The following is a 14728-nucleotide window of genomic DNA, read 5'->3' on the forward strand; positions in this document are numbered from 1 at the left end:
CGGATGTTCAACGCGTGCAGCACCGCACCCATCGCGGGCACCGCGATATAGGCCACCAGATGCTCGTTGTTGTTCCACATGAACGTGCCCACCCGATCACCCACCCCGATACCCAACCCACCCAACGCGTTCGCCAACCGCGCCGACTCCGCCCCGACCTCACGATAAGTCATGGTGCGCACACCGGTACCCGTCCACGTCGACACAGTCGAATCCCCAGCGAACGTCGATGCGTAGCGCAGCAACGTCGCCAACGACAACGGCTCGTCCTGCATAGTGCTCAACATCGGAACTCCTTCTTCCATCGATGACTTCCCCACAGAAAGCCACATTGAGCGAGGTCAGGCCTCGGACAGGAACGGTTCCACGACGCCGAGGAACTCGGCGGTCTTCTCGATCATGGTCCAGTGGCCGCAGTTGCCGAGCACGTGCAGCCGGACGTCAGGAAGAAGTTCCAGCAACGCCCCCGAGGATTCCTTCCACGGCACCACCCGGTCGTCTCGCCCGTGAATCATGAGGGTCGGCTGTGCCACCCGGGTCAACTCGGCACCGGACAGGGCCAGGTCGTCGACCCAGCGTTGGCGCGGTTCGGGAAACATCGCTTCCCACGATTTCGCGACGGCGGGCTCGACACTTGCCCCGTATCGCATCTCGACCAGCTGATCGGTGATCAGTCCCCGGTCGTAGGCGAACAGCCCGATGATCTCGCGCATGTTCTCGATTCCCGGCCGGTAGTTCCAGACGGTGTCGAGCCCTTGCGGTAGCGCCATCGCGACACCCATCGAGCCCATGAGGACGAGTCGACGAACGGCCTGCGGACGCTCGGCCGCGAGTGATAAGGCGATTGCCCCGCCCATCGAGTTGCCGATGATGTCGTAGGTCTCGATGCCGAGTTCGTCCATGAGCGCGAGTGCGTGCCGGGTCCACGCCTGTCGGCCCCACGTGCGCGCCGCACCGGTGGCTGTGCCACCGAAGCCCAACTGATCGGGGGCGATGACGCGTCGGCTGTGCGACAGGGACGGCAGCACGGGACGCCAGTTGGCCGCGGCGCTCACACCGGGACCGGACCCGTGCAGGAGCAGCAGCGGCGGCTGCGCGCTCTCGCCTGCGGGCTCCCCGGTGTCGATGACAGCGGTGCGCACCCCATCGACTTCGCGTATCGATGCGGTCGGATGATCGCTGGTGATGACGGCCACTTGCTAACTCCTCGTCGGGGTGGGTCGGGTTCCGGCCATCGAGGCCGCGTGCTGCGTGGAGACCCGCTTGACCGGACCCAGCCACATGTCGATCGAGCCGGGTTCATCCGGATCGAACGTGCGCGGTCGCCAAGCCGCGTCGTCCTCGATGCGACGCACCCCGAACGAGTATTCGTAGGTGAAGCCTTCGGGACCGAGAAAGTAGAGGAACACCGCTGTCGACTGCGGGTGGCGACCAGGGCCCATTTCGATCTGGACATCGCGTTCCCGCAGGAAGTGCCAGGAACGGAAGACGTCGTCGATGGACTCCACCTGAAAGTTCATGTGGCACAGACCAGCGCTCTCGCCCTGGAATACGGCGAGCTTGTGGTGGACGGGATCGATCCGCATCAGGCACGCGGCGTCGCCGATCCAATCCGACACGCGGGCGTTGAAGTGCCCGTTCCAGAACCGGTAGGCCTCGTGCACATCCGGTGCGTCGAGGCAGAGGTGCCCGAACTCCGTGATGCCTGCCGGCCGAGCGAAAGCGACGGGGCGGGTGATCGTCTCCTGTTGGCTGACCAGCTCGATGCGATTGCCGAAGGGATCGTCGAAGCCGATGAACTCGGCCACGCGTCGCGAGCGAGCCTCTTGCTTCGACCCGCGCCGCACGGCGAAACCGGCGTGCTCGAGTTCGTTCTCGGCAGCTTCCAGCGCATCCGTGTCGGCGACGGTGAACCCGGAGGCCAGGACCCCCGACACCCCCTCGACCAAAGCCAGACAGTGGTGGCGGGAGTCGGCGCGAAGGTGTGCGATCCCTGGTTCGGTCTCACCGGCGAGTTCGAGACCGACGATGCGGGTCGCGAAGTCGACGGCGGTCCTGAGATCGGCGACTCCTGACCGCACATAGGCGATGTCGGTCAGCGTGATCATGGGTGTTCTCTCCTGTGGAAACTTGCCGAACGCACGGTGTCAGGAGTCGATCGCGTCCGGGATGAGGTTCTTCACCAGCCCCGGCTGCAGATAGCCGGTCTCCCCGTACCGAGCTACCAGCGCCGCGTTGTCGGCCAGCAGTTTCTCGATCGGTTCGGTGAGGTCGATCGCTGCCAGGAATGGCTGGCGGGCGGGCAGTCCGGTCTGCCAGTACACCTCGCAACGGTTGCCCTCGGGATCGAAGAAATAGATGCCGAACGCGTTGCCGTGCGTCACGATCATGTCGAAGTCGACATCGTGCTCGATGAATCTGCGGTGGAACTCGATCAACTCGGTCAGATGATTGACCCGGAACGAGACCTGCTGAATCAGTTTGGTGTTCTCGTCGGCGCGCGCCACGGTCCGGCCTTCGACGAGCTGGAACTCGTGGTGTTCGAAGTTCGGCCGGGCACTGAAGAACCGCATGCCCAGATTCAGGTCCTCGTCGGTGACCGTCAGTCCGAGGACGTCGCGGTAGAACGCTGTACTGGCTTCCAGGTCATCGCAGAAAACTCCGAAATGACCGAGTTCAGCGATCGGCATGGTGAATCTTCCTTCCCGTGGTGGCGGCCGGGTCATGTGCTGGTCGATCGAGTGCTCCTGGAACGGCCCGGCCGAGGAGTCCGCAGGTGGCGTCACTCCTGTTCGCTACGCGTCCGACCGTAATGTGTATGCACTTTTACTGTCAAGGCTCTTCCGGATGTTGCCGCCGCACGGAAATTGCATACAGTTATGCGATGAGTTTATTGCCTCCCGCCGCCGATCGCGACGCCCCTGACCCCTCACTGCTCCTGGGCCGGGACTACTGGATGGTGACCTCGACCCCTTCGGCCGGGACGACCTCCGAGGACATCGCCGCCCTCGCCCCCGCGCACATAGCCTGGCTGCTGGACCTCGAGGAACGCGGCCTCGTCTTCCTGTCGGGCCTCCTCGTCAGCGGCCCCGGCGCCGGTCCGGGATCGGGCGTCACGATCTTGCGCGCCTCCGACGAAGCCGACGCAACCGCCATCGCGTCAGCGGATCCGTTCGTCACGGCGGGTCTGCGCAGCTTCGTCGTTCATCGGTGGCGCCTCAACGAGGGCAGCGTTTCGATGCGCCTGTCACTCGGCCGCGGCACCTACGAATGGCATTGAGCGGGGGCCCCTTCGAGCCCGCATCTCGTCGCACTCCCACCGCCTTCAGGCATAGAACCGTTGACGAGCGCATTTCCTGATGTCATAGTGTATACACTCTGCTGACAATGGTCGATCAGGTATCAAGGTGTGGCAGATCTCCACCGTCCGCACAGGTCATCGGCGACGACCGCCATCGACAGCAACGGCAAAACCCGGTTGAAGGAACTCCAGTGGGACGCTTGGACGAACGCGTCGAATTCACCTCCGGCGCAGCTCATGGTCAGGGACTCCGCCACGCGGTTCACCTTGCGGAAGAAACCGCACCGACCTCCATCGCGCCTCGGTATGAGGTGCGACGATGACCGCCACGGCCTTCTGCTCCCGAGCCGAACCACTCCGGCCGCGCGACGACGGCGATCCGGAGGAAGAAAAAGCACCGTTGCTCGGGCCTGATCAGTTATTGGCGGCGATCGCTGGTCACCTTACGCAAGGATCATCGCTGATCGAGTGGGCTAGGGAGTTGGGCGATCTGCACGCGGCACTGATCCCAGTGCGCCTGAATCGAACGCGTCTTCCCGCCGAATTCGATGAAGCTCGCGTCCACATCGACATTGCCGAGATCGTCAGCGAGATCGATTCGTGGGCGTTCGTCCATGTTCCGAGAGCCCCCGGAGCGCGCAGGCACACCCATTCCCTGGGAGAGGTGATCAGCCATATCGCAAAGATCTATGCCAACGCGTGGTGGACGGTGCTACACGTCGATGACAACGACGTGCGGCACGAGGCATGGTTTCATCTCGGTGAGGTCTGCGAAGGCTACGCGCAGCTGATTCACGACGTCCAGGCCTCCGGGGTCCGATTCCCGCTAGGATGGCGGGGCATCCGACACGCGCCGCCGACCTGACAGCTGCTTCCGCGAGGTCGGCCGAGCCCGGCTACTGGCGCAAATTGCGGTCGAACAGGGCCAGCAGTTCGCGGTAGTGCCGTTCATCGGCCTCGGGGTCGTGTGCGGAGGTATCGGCCTGGGTGTAGCCGTGTTGGGCACCCTCGTAGACCTCGGTGCGGTGGCGGACACCGGCGGCATCCAGCGCCTTGTCGAACAGGGCGATATGTTCCGGAGTCATGTGGTGATCCTCGCCCGCGTGGGCGAAATACAGTTCCGCCGTGACGTTTCCGAGGGTGAGATGCGGACTGTCCGGGGTGTCGGTCACCAGCGGTCCGCCGTGGAATCCTGCCACCGCCGCAACCCGATCGGGGAACATGGCGGCGGTCAGCACCGCCAGCCGCGCACCCATGCAGTAACCCGTGACGCCGACCTTTCCCGCTATGACCTGCGGCGACGCTGCCAGCCACTCGAGATATGCGCCGACATCCGAACGCAGGAGCTCCGGGGTCAGCTCGCGGATCATCGGGAAGACCTGTTGGAAGATCTCCGGCCGCTCCCCCGGGTCGATGAAGTCCGGCAGCTCGATCACAGGCGCACGCCCGTGCCGGTAATAGGCGTTCGGCAACAGAACGGTGTAGCCATGGGCGGCAATCCGATCGGCCAGTGATCGCAGGCTGGGCCGCAGTCCGAAACCGTCCTGAATCACGAGCACTCCCGGATGGGCGGCGCCATCGTCGGGGTAGGCGACATACGAGTCAGCGACACCGTCGGATGTCCGGACGTCGACCGACATACCGTTCACTGCGGTCACCCTCGAATCCTCCTGCCATGCCAGCCTTTCGAACATACCCCATTCAAGATCAGCCGATTCGACTCGACTACCGGTCGTCGGAGCATCGAGCCGAGACAGGGGCGGAGCGGTCGAGCCCGACGCGAACCCGATCATCGACGACTGGGTCAACCTTCTCGTCGACCTCACCGCACACGACCGGGACAACCGGCCGATCATGCTGCGCGGCCTCAGCGCGGGCGGCATGCTCGTCTATCACGTCGACACCAAGCCCCAGGGCGGTCTCAGCGGCACCAGCCAGCACATCCGGCAGGTCCGTAACGGGATGCAGTCGCCGATTTCATCTTCAACAACCGTCCGTCCAGGCTCATGCATTGTCTGCATATTTGCAGAAGACGTGTTTATTTCTGCGACATAAAGCGATCGCGACGCCGAGGATCCGCAGATTTGCGCAATAGTCGACCGAAACCGGAGAGCATGCTTCCACTTGGATGGATCCACCGGAGGGGCGTTCGATAGTCGAATGCACCGTTTGGGCACGGGAGAGCCCCCGCAGGACGTGCATGGGATGCGGAATTGTACCGACATACCGCAGTGCGACTCGTCCCCTAGCAGGTCAAACCAGACGACACAGGTTGGTGGCACCGAGTGTGCCGTCGGCTCGACTCACGCCGAACGGAATGGAAGCGCACCGCGAGATCGACTCCGCCGCACGTTGATACGCGGGGTGTCGAGAAATCGATTTGATTTGATCATAGACTTCACCGAGGGATGAAGATCAATTTGTGTTACCTCGGCAAAATATTCAGTTAGCCAACTATTAACGGTGATGATTACCACAGCAAGAGAAGTGGATTTGTAGATTTCTTTTTCTTAACGTTGCTGGTGCGCCCGTGATGGCGTCGTTATCCCACTGTGAAAGGAAGCTCCGTAGATGTTCTCTCGTAAGGCCCTTCTCGCCGCCAGCACCGTCTCCGCCGCTGCCCTGTTCTTCGGCCCGGTCGCGGTGGCCTCCGCCGCCCACTCCGCCGCCGGCACCGGTTCCGCGGGCCTGGCCTCGGGTTCGGCCGACGGTGGCTCGTCCACTGGTTCGGCCGGCTCGTCCTCCGGTTCCGCCATGCTGGACTCCGGCAGCTCGGCCCTCGACGGGGGCACCTCCGCCGTCGTCAACGTCATCGATGCGATCACCGGCATCCGGGACCTGACCCAGCCCAAGCCCGCCTCCTGATCCGGTCTCGGTAGATCACCGCATCGTCCGTCTGCCCCTTCGGGGCCGGACTTCCCTGCGCCGCTCCGCTCCGCACCGCGGCCCGCACTACAGCGGTGAATTCGCTACAGCTGAACTAGTCGATTCGCCGCATCGAAGCAGATGCGGCGGATGGACCCCGAGATTCCGTTTGCCCGCTAGGGAGACAGCTCCCAGTGCTGCGAGCGCTGAGCTTCCTTGAACACAGGTTCGTGCCGCCCGGCGAAGTCGCCGGACGGCACGAACTTTTTTCGGGCCACCCACCGAATGAAGTTCAGCAGGCTACGTCCCCCTGGGCGGCCTTGTCGAACGACACATGCACATGGTCGTAGTGATTGGCGGTCGGGCTCCCGCGGTCTTCCAGATAGGACCAACCGCTGCCATCGTTGTACCGCTGCCGCCAGATCACGTAGGTCACACCGAAACGCTGCTGATTGGCCAGCACGTATTCGGCGATCGCGTCGCCCCGCGCGGAATCGGGTGTCATGAGATCGAGTGCCAAGCCTGCGCCGTGGTCGCCGTCGCTACGGCCGATGGCGCCGCCGATGTCGGCGACGGCGAACGTCTTCTTGAGTAGGTTGCCCACCTGCGCCACGTGCGGCCGCGTGCCTGCGAGTTCGGTCGAGCACGGGACAGGGGGAGGCGGTGGTGGCAGGTGCTGCGCAGCCTCCCTGGCCGACGGTGGTGGTTGCTCGGCCGCGGACGCCGCCGCTGTCGGCCGAGTGATCGACGGCACGCTGGTCGGCGGCGCGACGGCTGCCGACGGCGGCGAATCGGCCGCTGCGGCATGCCGAGCCTCCAGGCCCGGTCGCGATACCGCCCACAACACGACGGCGAGGGCCGCGGCGATGCCGCATACGGCCAGGGCACTGAGCTTCCGGGCTGCGGTCCGTTTACGGTGTTGACCAGGCATGATGTCGGCTACCGATTACAGTCGAGAATAGGTCACCGATACATTACGAAATGGTCGCGAAAATGTCACGCCGAGCGGGCGAAAGGTGCTCGGGTCCGCTGACAGGATCGAGTCCGAGTGTCCTGCTGTGCCGCGGAACGAGCTGACCAGGCCAGAAGCCGGTAGAGAGCGCTGTAATGGTTCAGCTGAGGTGAGAAGTCAGTCGGGTCGACTGTCGGCTACCGCAGAAGATTGCGGGCCGGCGAGTCGGCCGACGGCGTGGAGGTGGCTCAGCGCTTGGCGGTAGGAGTCCAGGACGCTGGTCTCGCAGTAGGGCACCTCGAGTTCGACGCAGAACTGTTCGACCATCGGCTTGGCCCGGCGCAGGTTGGGCCGCGGCATGGACGGGAACAGGTGGTGCTCGATCTGGTAATTCAGTCCGCCGAAGGCGGCGTCGACGACTCGGCCGCCGCGGACATTGCGGGACGTGAGCACCTGCCGACGCAGAAAGTCTGCCGACTCGCCTTCGGCCAGTACCTCCATCCCCTTGTGGTTGGGCGCGAAAGTGCAGCCCATATAGAACCCGAACAGGCCCTGGTGCACAGCGATGAAGACGACCGCTTTACCCGGCGACAAGACCAGGAAGACCGCGGCGAGATACCCGGCGGCGTGCGCGGCCAACAGCGCGGCCTCCCAGACGCGGTTGGGTATCGCCCAGCGCAGCACCGCCCGGACACTCGCGTAGTGCAGACTGCCTGCCTCGAGCAACAACATCGGAAAGAACAGCCAGGCTTGATAGCGGAAAATCAACCGCCGGATGCCTTTGCCGGTCCGTGCTCGATGGCCGGAATGGGCCAGCACCCCCATCACGTCCGGATCCGAACCCTCGGTGTTGGGGTGAGCGTGGTGGCGGTTGTGATTACTTACCCACCAGCCGATGCTCACCCCGATGCCGAGATTGCCCGCGATCACACCGAACAAGTAGTTGGCCCGCCGACCGGCGAAGATCTGTCGGTGCCCGGCATCATGACCGAGGAACGCGAACTGCGCGAAGACCACTGCCAAGAAAGCGGCAACCACCAGCTGCCACCACGAGTCGCCGACCATGACGAACGCCGCCCACCCGGCAGCGAACGCCACCGCGGTGACCGCACTCTTCCGAACGTAGTACCGCAACCGCCGATCCAGTAGCCCGGCTTGGCGCACTCGACGCAGCAACACCGCATACTCGCTGCCACGCGCCGGTCGGTTTTCCTTGATCTCGGCGGTCGGCGACGAAGCAACCGGCGCTGCTTGCGGTCCGTCCCGATCGATCGGGTCATAGTCCGCGAGCGCGGTTGTCGTGACGGAGGAGGTCGGCATCGTCCGACCGGTAGAACTTTCGAGAACCACGGATTGCCTGCACATCCTGTTGTCACTGTTGGTCTCCGGGCTCGGACGTTGTCCTTCCGTGCCCGGCGTCGACGACAGCAGGCTATCGGAAGTCGGCGCGGAAGACTCACCTGCCTCGAGAACTAGAGTGTCGCGATGAGACCACTGCGAGGTGAACGGATGTGCCGATCGACGACACATCCGCGTGACGATCGGGTTGCACAGACATCGGCAGGCGCGAGATGAGGAATTGTCCTATGGCCGAGACACTTCCGTGTCGGTTGTGCGAGTTACCGAGCGTCGGTAGTAGTCAGCACGCGGGCGTCGGCGGTGCCGTCCAGCCGCGCGCCGGCCTGAGGATAGGTCGGGTACTCGATGCCCGAGATGTACTGCACCGTCCGCACCACCTGGCACGAGTAGCCGAATTCGTTGTCGTACCAGACATAGAGAATCGCGGTGTCACCCTCGACGATCGTGGCATTGGCATCGATGATCGACGCTGCGCGCGATCCGATGAAATCGCTGGAAACCACGTCCGTGGCGGCGGTGTAATCGAGGTTTCGGCTCAACGGCCCGGCGAGCGAAACCCCGCGCAAGTAAGCGAGCACATCGCTCTTCGTCGTCTCCCGCTGAAGCTGCAGGTTCAGAATCGCGACCGAAACGTCGGGGGTGGGAACACGAATCGAGTTGCCGGTGATCTTGGCCTTGAAATCCGGCATAGCCTTCGCGACCGCGGACGCGGCACCCGTTTCGGTGAGCACGAGATTGAACGGCGCGGAACGACCGCGCCGGTCCGCCTTGTGATAGTTGTCCAGCAAGTTCTGGTCGTTGGTGAACGAATGAACCGTCTCCACGTGCCCGCGGATGATGCCGTACTCGTCGTCCATGGCCTTGAGCGGCGGAACGATCGCGTTGGTCGTGCACGAGGCGCACGAGAAGATTTGCTGCGACAGGTCCAGGCCGCGATGGTTCACGCCGTGCACGATATTCGGGATATCGCCCTTACCGGGCGCGGTGAGAACGACTTTCGCGATGCCGGGGCGCAGATGCTGCGACAGCCCGTCCCGATCACGCCACCTGCCCGTGTTGTCGATCAGGATCGCGTTCGTTATCCCGTACTCGGTGTAGTCGATCGTCGTCGGATCATCGCTGTAGATGAATTTGATCGTGTTCCCGTTCGCGGTGATCGTGTCGTTGCCGGTATCGACCTTGATCGTGCCGTTGAATGCGCCGTGCACCGAATCCCTGCGAAGCAGCGACGCTCGCTTGCTCAGATCGTCGTCGCCTCCCTTGCGCACCACCACGGCACGCAGGTTCAGCCCGTTGCCGGATCCGGCCTTCTCGATGAGCAGGCGAGCGACCAGGCGACCGATGCGGCCGAAGCCATAGAGGACGACATCCCTCGGGCCCGGGGACAGAGCCTTGTTGCCGTTGGTCACCTCGGCCAGCACCGCCGCGGTGAACTCGCGGATCGACAGTCCGCGATCGTCGGCGCGATAGGTCATGACCAACTGACCGAGATCGATCTTGCATGGCCCGAGATCCAGTTCACTGAGCACTCGCAGGAAGGGAAGAGTCTCGTCCACCGACAACTCCTCGCCTTCGATCTGCCGCGCGAAGCGGTGCGTCCGCAGGATGCTGATCACCGACTTGTTCACCAGCGACCGGCTGTGCAGCAGGATCGTCACGCCCTTGCCCCGATACAACGTGCCGATGATGGGAATCATTGCCTCGGCGGCGGCTTCCTGGGCGTTCCAGCGGTCGAGTTGTTCGGTAGTCAACGTAGGTCCTCGGATCTCCTCGATTTACACGCGTATCGATGCTAATCAGGGCCCCGATTTCACCGAGGCCGGATCCCCCCTCGTGAGATCGCCAGGTGGCGACCCCGAGCGAGCACCATCGTCCGAGCGGCGGGCGGCCTATCCGATATCGACTACTCGGGCCCATGCGGGAGGCGCGTCCGGAACGTAATCGGGGTCGTTTTCGCGCCACGAAGCGGCGTGCTGCCGACGGAACAGCCCTACCACCGTCCGGCACGGTGGCCGTGTGGTCGGCCAGGGTGTCTGGCCGTCGGTCAGCACCACGAGGACATCCGGGCGGGGGTGGGCTCGTATCGCCTTGGCGATGCCCGTGCGCAGGTCAGTGCCGCCGCCGCCCACCAGTGGTATCCGCTCGGCACGGCACAAGGGATGCACGATCCTCGCCGCCGCGTCGCACGGCAGCACGGTGACCAGGTCGCGGCGGCCGCCCACGGCACGGGCGATGGCGGCCACCTCGAGCAGCGCGCTGCCCAGTTCCGTATCACTGACCGACCCCGAGGTATCGATGAGCACCGAGACCCGAGGCGGCGTTCGCCGCAGACTCGGCAGCACTACGCCGGGCACCCCCGCCGAGCGCCGTGCCGGCCGGCCATAGGTGTAGTCCGCACCCGCACCGGCGACGCAGACCGCGGAGCGGAGAGCCGCTCCCAGCAGATCCCGCCACGGTTGCGGCGGATGGAACGCCTCTTCCGCCCAGCGCCGCCACCCTTTCGAGGCGTTCCCCGGACGGCCGATGATGCCCTGCGCCACCCGGAATCGGACGGCGTCTCGTTCGTGTTCGCTGAGTCCGTCCGCACCGTCGGGCCCGAGTTCCCATTCGCGTTCCAATCCGTCTGCGCCGCTGCCGCAGTCGAGCCACGCTATGCCCTGCGTAGTGGGTCCGAGCCGGAACTTGCGCAGGTAGTCCTCCATGAGCTCCCCCTCGGGCAACCCCAACGACTCGGGCGTGACAGCGTCATCGGGGCGGGTCAGCCCGTCGCCGAATGCGTCGTCGTTGATTTCGCAGTCCGCGGCGATGTTCATCCGCAGTCGTTCCGCCGGGCCGGTCAAGTCGTGTTGCCGGGCGAAGCGGTCACTGCGACCGTGATGGTCGCGCAGCAGATGCGACACCTCGTGCACCCACACCCCGGCCAGATCCGCTACCGAAGTCCGGTCCACGAACGCAGGCGACACGTAGCAGCGCCAGTGCCGGTCGACACCCATCGTCGGTACTCGGCGCGATTCGACGACGCACAGCGCGAACAGAGCGGTCGCCAAGTAGGGCCGGACCCTGGCGGCGTGCAATCGGGCGGCGAAGAGCTTGTCGCGGTCCAGCGGCCGCAGCGCGTTCGCGGTCATCGGCCTGCCTTCGCCGCGACACGGCCCGCTGCCCGATCCGCTTCCGTGGACACCGATACCACTCCGGCGAGTTCCTCGATGGCCGCGGGCACGTCCCAGTCGTCCTGGCGCAGCGTGGCGAGAGTGGTTGCGGGAACGACGATCAGATCCGGCGCCCCGGTTTCCGAAGCCTTGACCAGAAGCGCCCATGCCGCATCCCAGCGGGATTTCTCCGGCCGTTTGCGGACCGCAGCCACAACGCCGTCGAGCACAGCCTGCCGCAGATCCCCCCGCTCGGGCAGGACGGCTCCCGCCGGGTCGGCGAGCAGCACTTCCGGGTCCGGGAGGTCCATCCGGTCCAAGCTCGCCAGCAGCTCGAAGCCCGGCCCCTCGCCAACAGTGCCTCGGACCAGCTGGGAAAGCACATCCCGGGATGAACCGGCCGCGGTGGCGAAGGCGATCAGCCGCAATGTCATCTCCCAGCTTCGAGGCGACGGCCAGGGACCGCCTCGGCGGGTTTCGGTGCTGGGGAGTTGATGCACGAGAGCGGGACGAGCCGCCAGAAGCGCACACACCGCGCGGCGCGCGAAAGTCACAGCGTCGCCCAATCTTTCGGGTGCCAGCCGCGGTAGCGTCGCATGGGGCCAGGTCCCGCCGAGGCCCCGAACGACCACTTCGTGATCGTGGGCCCATTGCAGATGCACGAACCGGTTGGCCAGTGGCGGGCTCAGTTCCCAGCCATCGGCCGCCGAGGATCGCGGATTGGCCGCGGCGACGATCCGAACACCGGGCGGCAGTTGCACGGTGCCGATCCGCCGCTCCAGGACCAGACGGAGCAGGGCGGCTTGCACGGCAGGCGGGGCGGTGGACAGTTCGTCCAGAAACAGCAGTCCGCGCCCGGTCCGGACGAGCCGTACGGCCCAATCCGGCGGAGCCATCGGGACTCCGTGTTCCGCCGGATCGTCCCCGATGATGGGCAGGCCCGAAAAGTCGGACGGCTCATGGACACTCGCGATCACCGTGGTCAGCGGCAGGTCCAGGTCGGCGGCGAGCTGGGTCAGGGCCGCGGTCTTCCCGATCCCTGGTTCACCCCATAGGAGAACCGGCAGGTCGGCGGCCACGGCCAGCGCCAAGGCCTCCAGTTGGTTATCGGGGCGCGGTTCGGTGGTTACCTCGCGGAGCAGACTCAGCAACTCGTCGGCCACATCGAGTTGGGCGGGGCGGGCCGGATCGGCGGCCGTACGGACAGCAGTAAGCATGTGTGATCACCTGAAGGGGTTGCGTTGTCGAGTGGATGTGCGGCGAGGTCGCCGGGTCAGCGCGAGGTCGCGTTGCGGGGGTGCGCGCGGCGGTCGCGTGGACGGCGCACCGGCGGAACGCGCCCGATCCCTGGCTCGGACAGGCCCGCCTTGAACAGTCCATAGGTAATTCGTTGTCGCGCGAACGTTTCCAGTTCGTCGCGCAGAGCACCGTCGCGCAGTACCGCGTCGGGACCGAGCAGTCCCGCTACGATGGCCAGCGCGCCGGCGGTGTCGCCATGGTCCAAACGCTCACGGACACCGACCAGACAGTCCGGATGACGGTGCGCCTCATCGATGGCCTGCAGGCAAGGCAGTGGAGTGCCGGTCAGGGCGACCAGCAGTTCTTCCCGCCGGATCTCGGCCTGGTTATGGTCCAGCGCGGCCAGGAACCCGTCGACCAGCCCGATCCTGTGCTGTTCTCCCCTGCACTGCACCAGGCGCGGTTGACCTGCCCGGTCCAGGATGCGTGGCGCATCGTTCGGCGAGTAGTCGGGTACCAGTGCCGAGGCGACCAGCGGATGCAGCCGATCGGCCGCTATCGCGCCGGCACGAAGCAGTGCCAGATCGGGCAGCACCCAGGTCGCCGCGTCGGGCAGGACGGGCAGCGCGGAGACGCCGCCAACCGGGTATCCCGACGCGATCCGCACCATGGACGGTCCAGAACCGTTTCCGTCCACGTCGAGAACCAACCGTTGCCGGGCCCCGAACCGCACCACGAAAGTACCGCTACGCCGTCCCTCGGTGTGGCGCAGCATCTCCGCCTCGGCCGCCCAGCGGTCGACGGCGCAGCGGCGGACCTGCGGCACCGCGGCGAGCAGTTCGGCGGCCGGCATCGCGCAAGTATCCGCGTGCCGCTCGGCCCCGGACCGTGTGCGCAGCTCGCCGACTCTGCGCGCGTCCCACAAATGGCGATGAAGATCCAGGCGAAAACGCCGGTGTGGGCGAGGATGCGGATGGAGCCCGGCGCTGGTTCCGGCGGCGGACCCGTCCCACAGCGCGAGACTGATCCGCTGACCGGCGTCCGCCCAAGCCGGCGCGGTCCGAACGACAAGGTGCATGGGACGTGCGCCGCCGCGCTGGTCCGGTGCCGTGTCGTACCGCGCCAAGGCGATGGTCAGACCCGGCCGCAACAACCCGTCCGGAGCGACTCTCGGCAGATGCCAGCGCAACAGGTCAGGAGCCAGATGGCGGAGATCGGCCCGGATTCGAGCCGCGAGTTCGTGCCCGTGGCTACGCGCCACCGACCGCACAGTGAAATCGACATCGAAGCCTGCCGCGGCACACGCGCCCGCCCAGTCCCCCACGCGACGGCGGGCGGTAGCAGTCTCGATCATGGAGGGCGGCACGGCGAATTCACGCACACGCAGCCAGAAGGAAAGGCGGGAGTCGTCCTCGTTCGCGATGTGAGTGAGCATCAGCACTCACCTTGCGCGAACGGAACCCCCAATCTTTGAACAGATGGAGTCATCATCGCGTTGATCATAACCTCCCGGACCGCCACCGGCCAGCCGAAGGGGCTCGGCGGCAGCTTCGCCGAACCGCTTCCACCCCCACATGTGCCCGCCAGACCGGTTGGTGCAGTTGATGATCAGCTAGTTTCCGGTGATACATCGACGCCACATCCCCCTGCGGCATCGCCCGGGGGACGACTGCACCAGCAGATCCAGTCGCCCCGGATGCGCCACTCGAGCCGTACGGCAACCGCCTACCGAATGAATCGGCGAATGTGATTCGGGAACGGGAGGTTTCGAGTGCGGCCACCACCTCATCGACGAGGAGCCGGCGAACCTCTCCTGAATCAGCAGGACCATTCTGGACCGGAGTCCCGTCACCGCCGAGAACT

Annotated in this window: 15 protein-coding genes; 3 read left to right on the forward strand and 12 right to left on the reverse strand. The window is 65.4% G+C overall.

Translation table 11 applies throughout. The features are described from left to right. From AB0L97_RS07580 to AB0L97_RS07595, 4 genes are all read right to left on the reverse strand, one after another. Positions 1-287 (reverse strand): AMP-binding protein (locus tag AB0L97_RS07580; protein ID WP_364426115.1); only part of this gene is annotated, 287 nt, incomplete at its 3' end. Between the two features lie 54 nt (positions 288-341). After that, positions 342-1196, reverse strand: a complete 855-nt coding sequence (locus AB0L97_RS07585) for an alpha/beta hydrolase (protein ID WP_364426117.1) — start codon at positions 1194-1196, stop codon at positions 342-344. Positions 1197-1199: 3 nt separating this feature from the next. Then, on the reverse strand, positions 1200-2108 hold the full coding sequence (locus tag AB0L97_RS07590) for a VOC family protein (protein ID WP_364426119.1): 909 nt from the start codon (positions 2106-2108) through the stop codon (positions 1200-1202). Positions 2109-2147: 39 nt separating this feature from the next. Next, positions 2148-2690 (reverse strand): VOC family protein, encoded by a 543-nt coding sequence (locus tag AB0L97_RS07595; RefSeq protein ID WP_364426121.1) that lies wholly within the window; start codon positions 2688-2690, stop codon positions 2148-2150. Between the two features lie 194 nt (positions 2691-2884). On the opposite strand from AB0L97_RS07595, the gene AB0L97_RS07600 reads away from it, so the two are divergent. Beyond that, the gene (locus AB0L97_RS07600; RefSeq protein ID WP_364426123.1) at positions 2885-3280 is read left to right on the forward strand and encodes a YciI family protein; all 396 of its coding nucleotides are present in this window, start codon (positions 2885-2887) and stop codon (positions 3278-3280) included. A 122-nt stretch (positions 3281-3402) separates the two neighbouring features. Here AB0L97_RS07600 and AB0L97_RS07605 read toward each other — a convergent pair whose 3' ends face one another. Further along, positions 3403-3558: a hypothetical protein gene (locus tag AB0L97_RS07605; RefSeq protein WP_364426125.1), complete on the reverse strand. Its 156-nt coding sequence runs from the start codon at positions 3556-3558 to the stop codon at positions 3403-3405. A gap of 62 nt (positions 3559-3620) precedes the next feature. Between AB0L97_RS07605 and AB0L97_RS07610 the strand changes: the two genes are divergently transcribed. Further along, complete coding sequence (locus tag AB0L97_RS07610; RefSeq protein ID WP_364426127.1) at positions 3621-4166, forward strand: hypothetical protein; 546 nt, start codon at positions 3621-3623, stop codon at positions 4164-4166. A gap of 31 nt (positions 4167-4197) precedes the next feature. Here AB0L97_RS07610 and AB0L97_RS07615 read toward each other — a convergent pair whose 3' ends face one another. Beyond that, positions 4198-4959, reverse strand: coding sequence for a dienelactone hydrolase family protein (locus tag AB0L97_RS07615; protein WP_364426129.1), 762 nt, complete (start codon positions 4957-4959; stop codon positions 4198-4200). Positions 4960-5872: 913 nt separating this feature from the next. On the opposite strand from AB0L97_RS07615, the gene AB0L97_RS07620 reads away from it, so the two are divergent. Beyond that, on the forward strand, positions 5873-6166 hold the full coding sequence (locus tag AB0L97_RS07620; RefSeq protein WP_355073792.1) for a hypothetical protein: 294 nt from the start codon (positions 5873-5875) through the stop codon (positions 6164-6166). 292 nt (positions 6167-6458) lie between these two features. Here AB0L97_RS07620 and AB0L97_RS07625 read toward each other — a convergent pair whose 3' ends face one another. The 6 genes from AB0L97_RS07625 to AB0L97_RS07650 form a co-directional block, all read right to left on the reverse strand. After that, positions 6459-7097, reverse strand: coding sequence for a hypothetical protein (locus AB0L97_RS07625; protein ID WP_364426132.1), 639 nt, complete (start codon positions 7095-7097; stop codon positions 6459-6461). A gap of 198 nt (positions 7098-7295) precedes the next feature. Further along, positions 7296-8438, reverse strand: coding sequence for an acyl-CoA desaturase (locus AB0L97_RS07630; protein ID WP_364426134.1), 1143 nt, complete (start codon positions 8436-8438; stop codon positions 7296-7298). 299 nt (positions 8439-8737) lie between these two features. Next, entirely contained in the window at positions 8738-10228 is a 1491-nt protein-coding gene (locus AB0L97_RS07635; RefSeq protein WP_364426136.1) for a glyceraldehyde-3-phosphate dehydrogenase, read from the reverse strand. A 138-nt stretch (positions 10229-10366) separates the two neighbouring features. Next, the gene (locus AB0L97_RS07640) at positions 10367-11605 is read right to left on the reverse strand and encodes a VWA-like domain-containing protein (RefSeq protein WP_364426138.1); all 1239 of its coding nucleotides are present in this window, start codon (positions 11603-11605) and stop codon (positions 10367-10369) included. After that, on the reverse strand, positions 11602-12843 hold the full coding sequence (locus AB0L97_RS07645; RefSeq protein ID WP_364426140.1) for a MoxR family ATPase: 1242 nt from the start codon (positions 12841-12843) through the stop codon (positions 11602-11604). The genes AB0L97_RS07640 and AB0L97_RS07645 overlap by 4 nt, the downstream gene beginning before the upstream one ends. Positions 12844-12899: 56 nt before the next feature. Next, a complete protein-coding gene (locus tag AB0L97_RS07650; RefSeq protein WP_364426142.1) occupies positions 12900-14300 on the reverse strand; it encodes a hypothetical protein in 1401 nt (466 codons plus the stop codon). Between the last annotated feature and the right edge of the window lie 428 nt (positions 14301-14728).

Source organism: Nocardia sp. NPDC051911 (assembly GCF_040681035.1).
In the GTDB taxonomy this organism is placed as follows: domain Bacteria; phylum Actinomycetota; class Actinomycetes; order Mycobacteriales; family Mycobacteriaceae; genus Nocardia; species Nocardia sichangensis.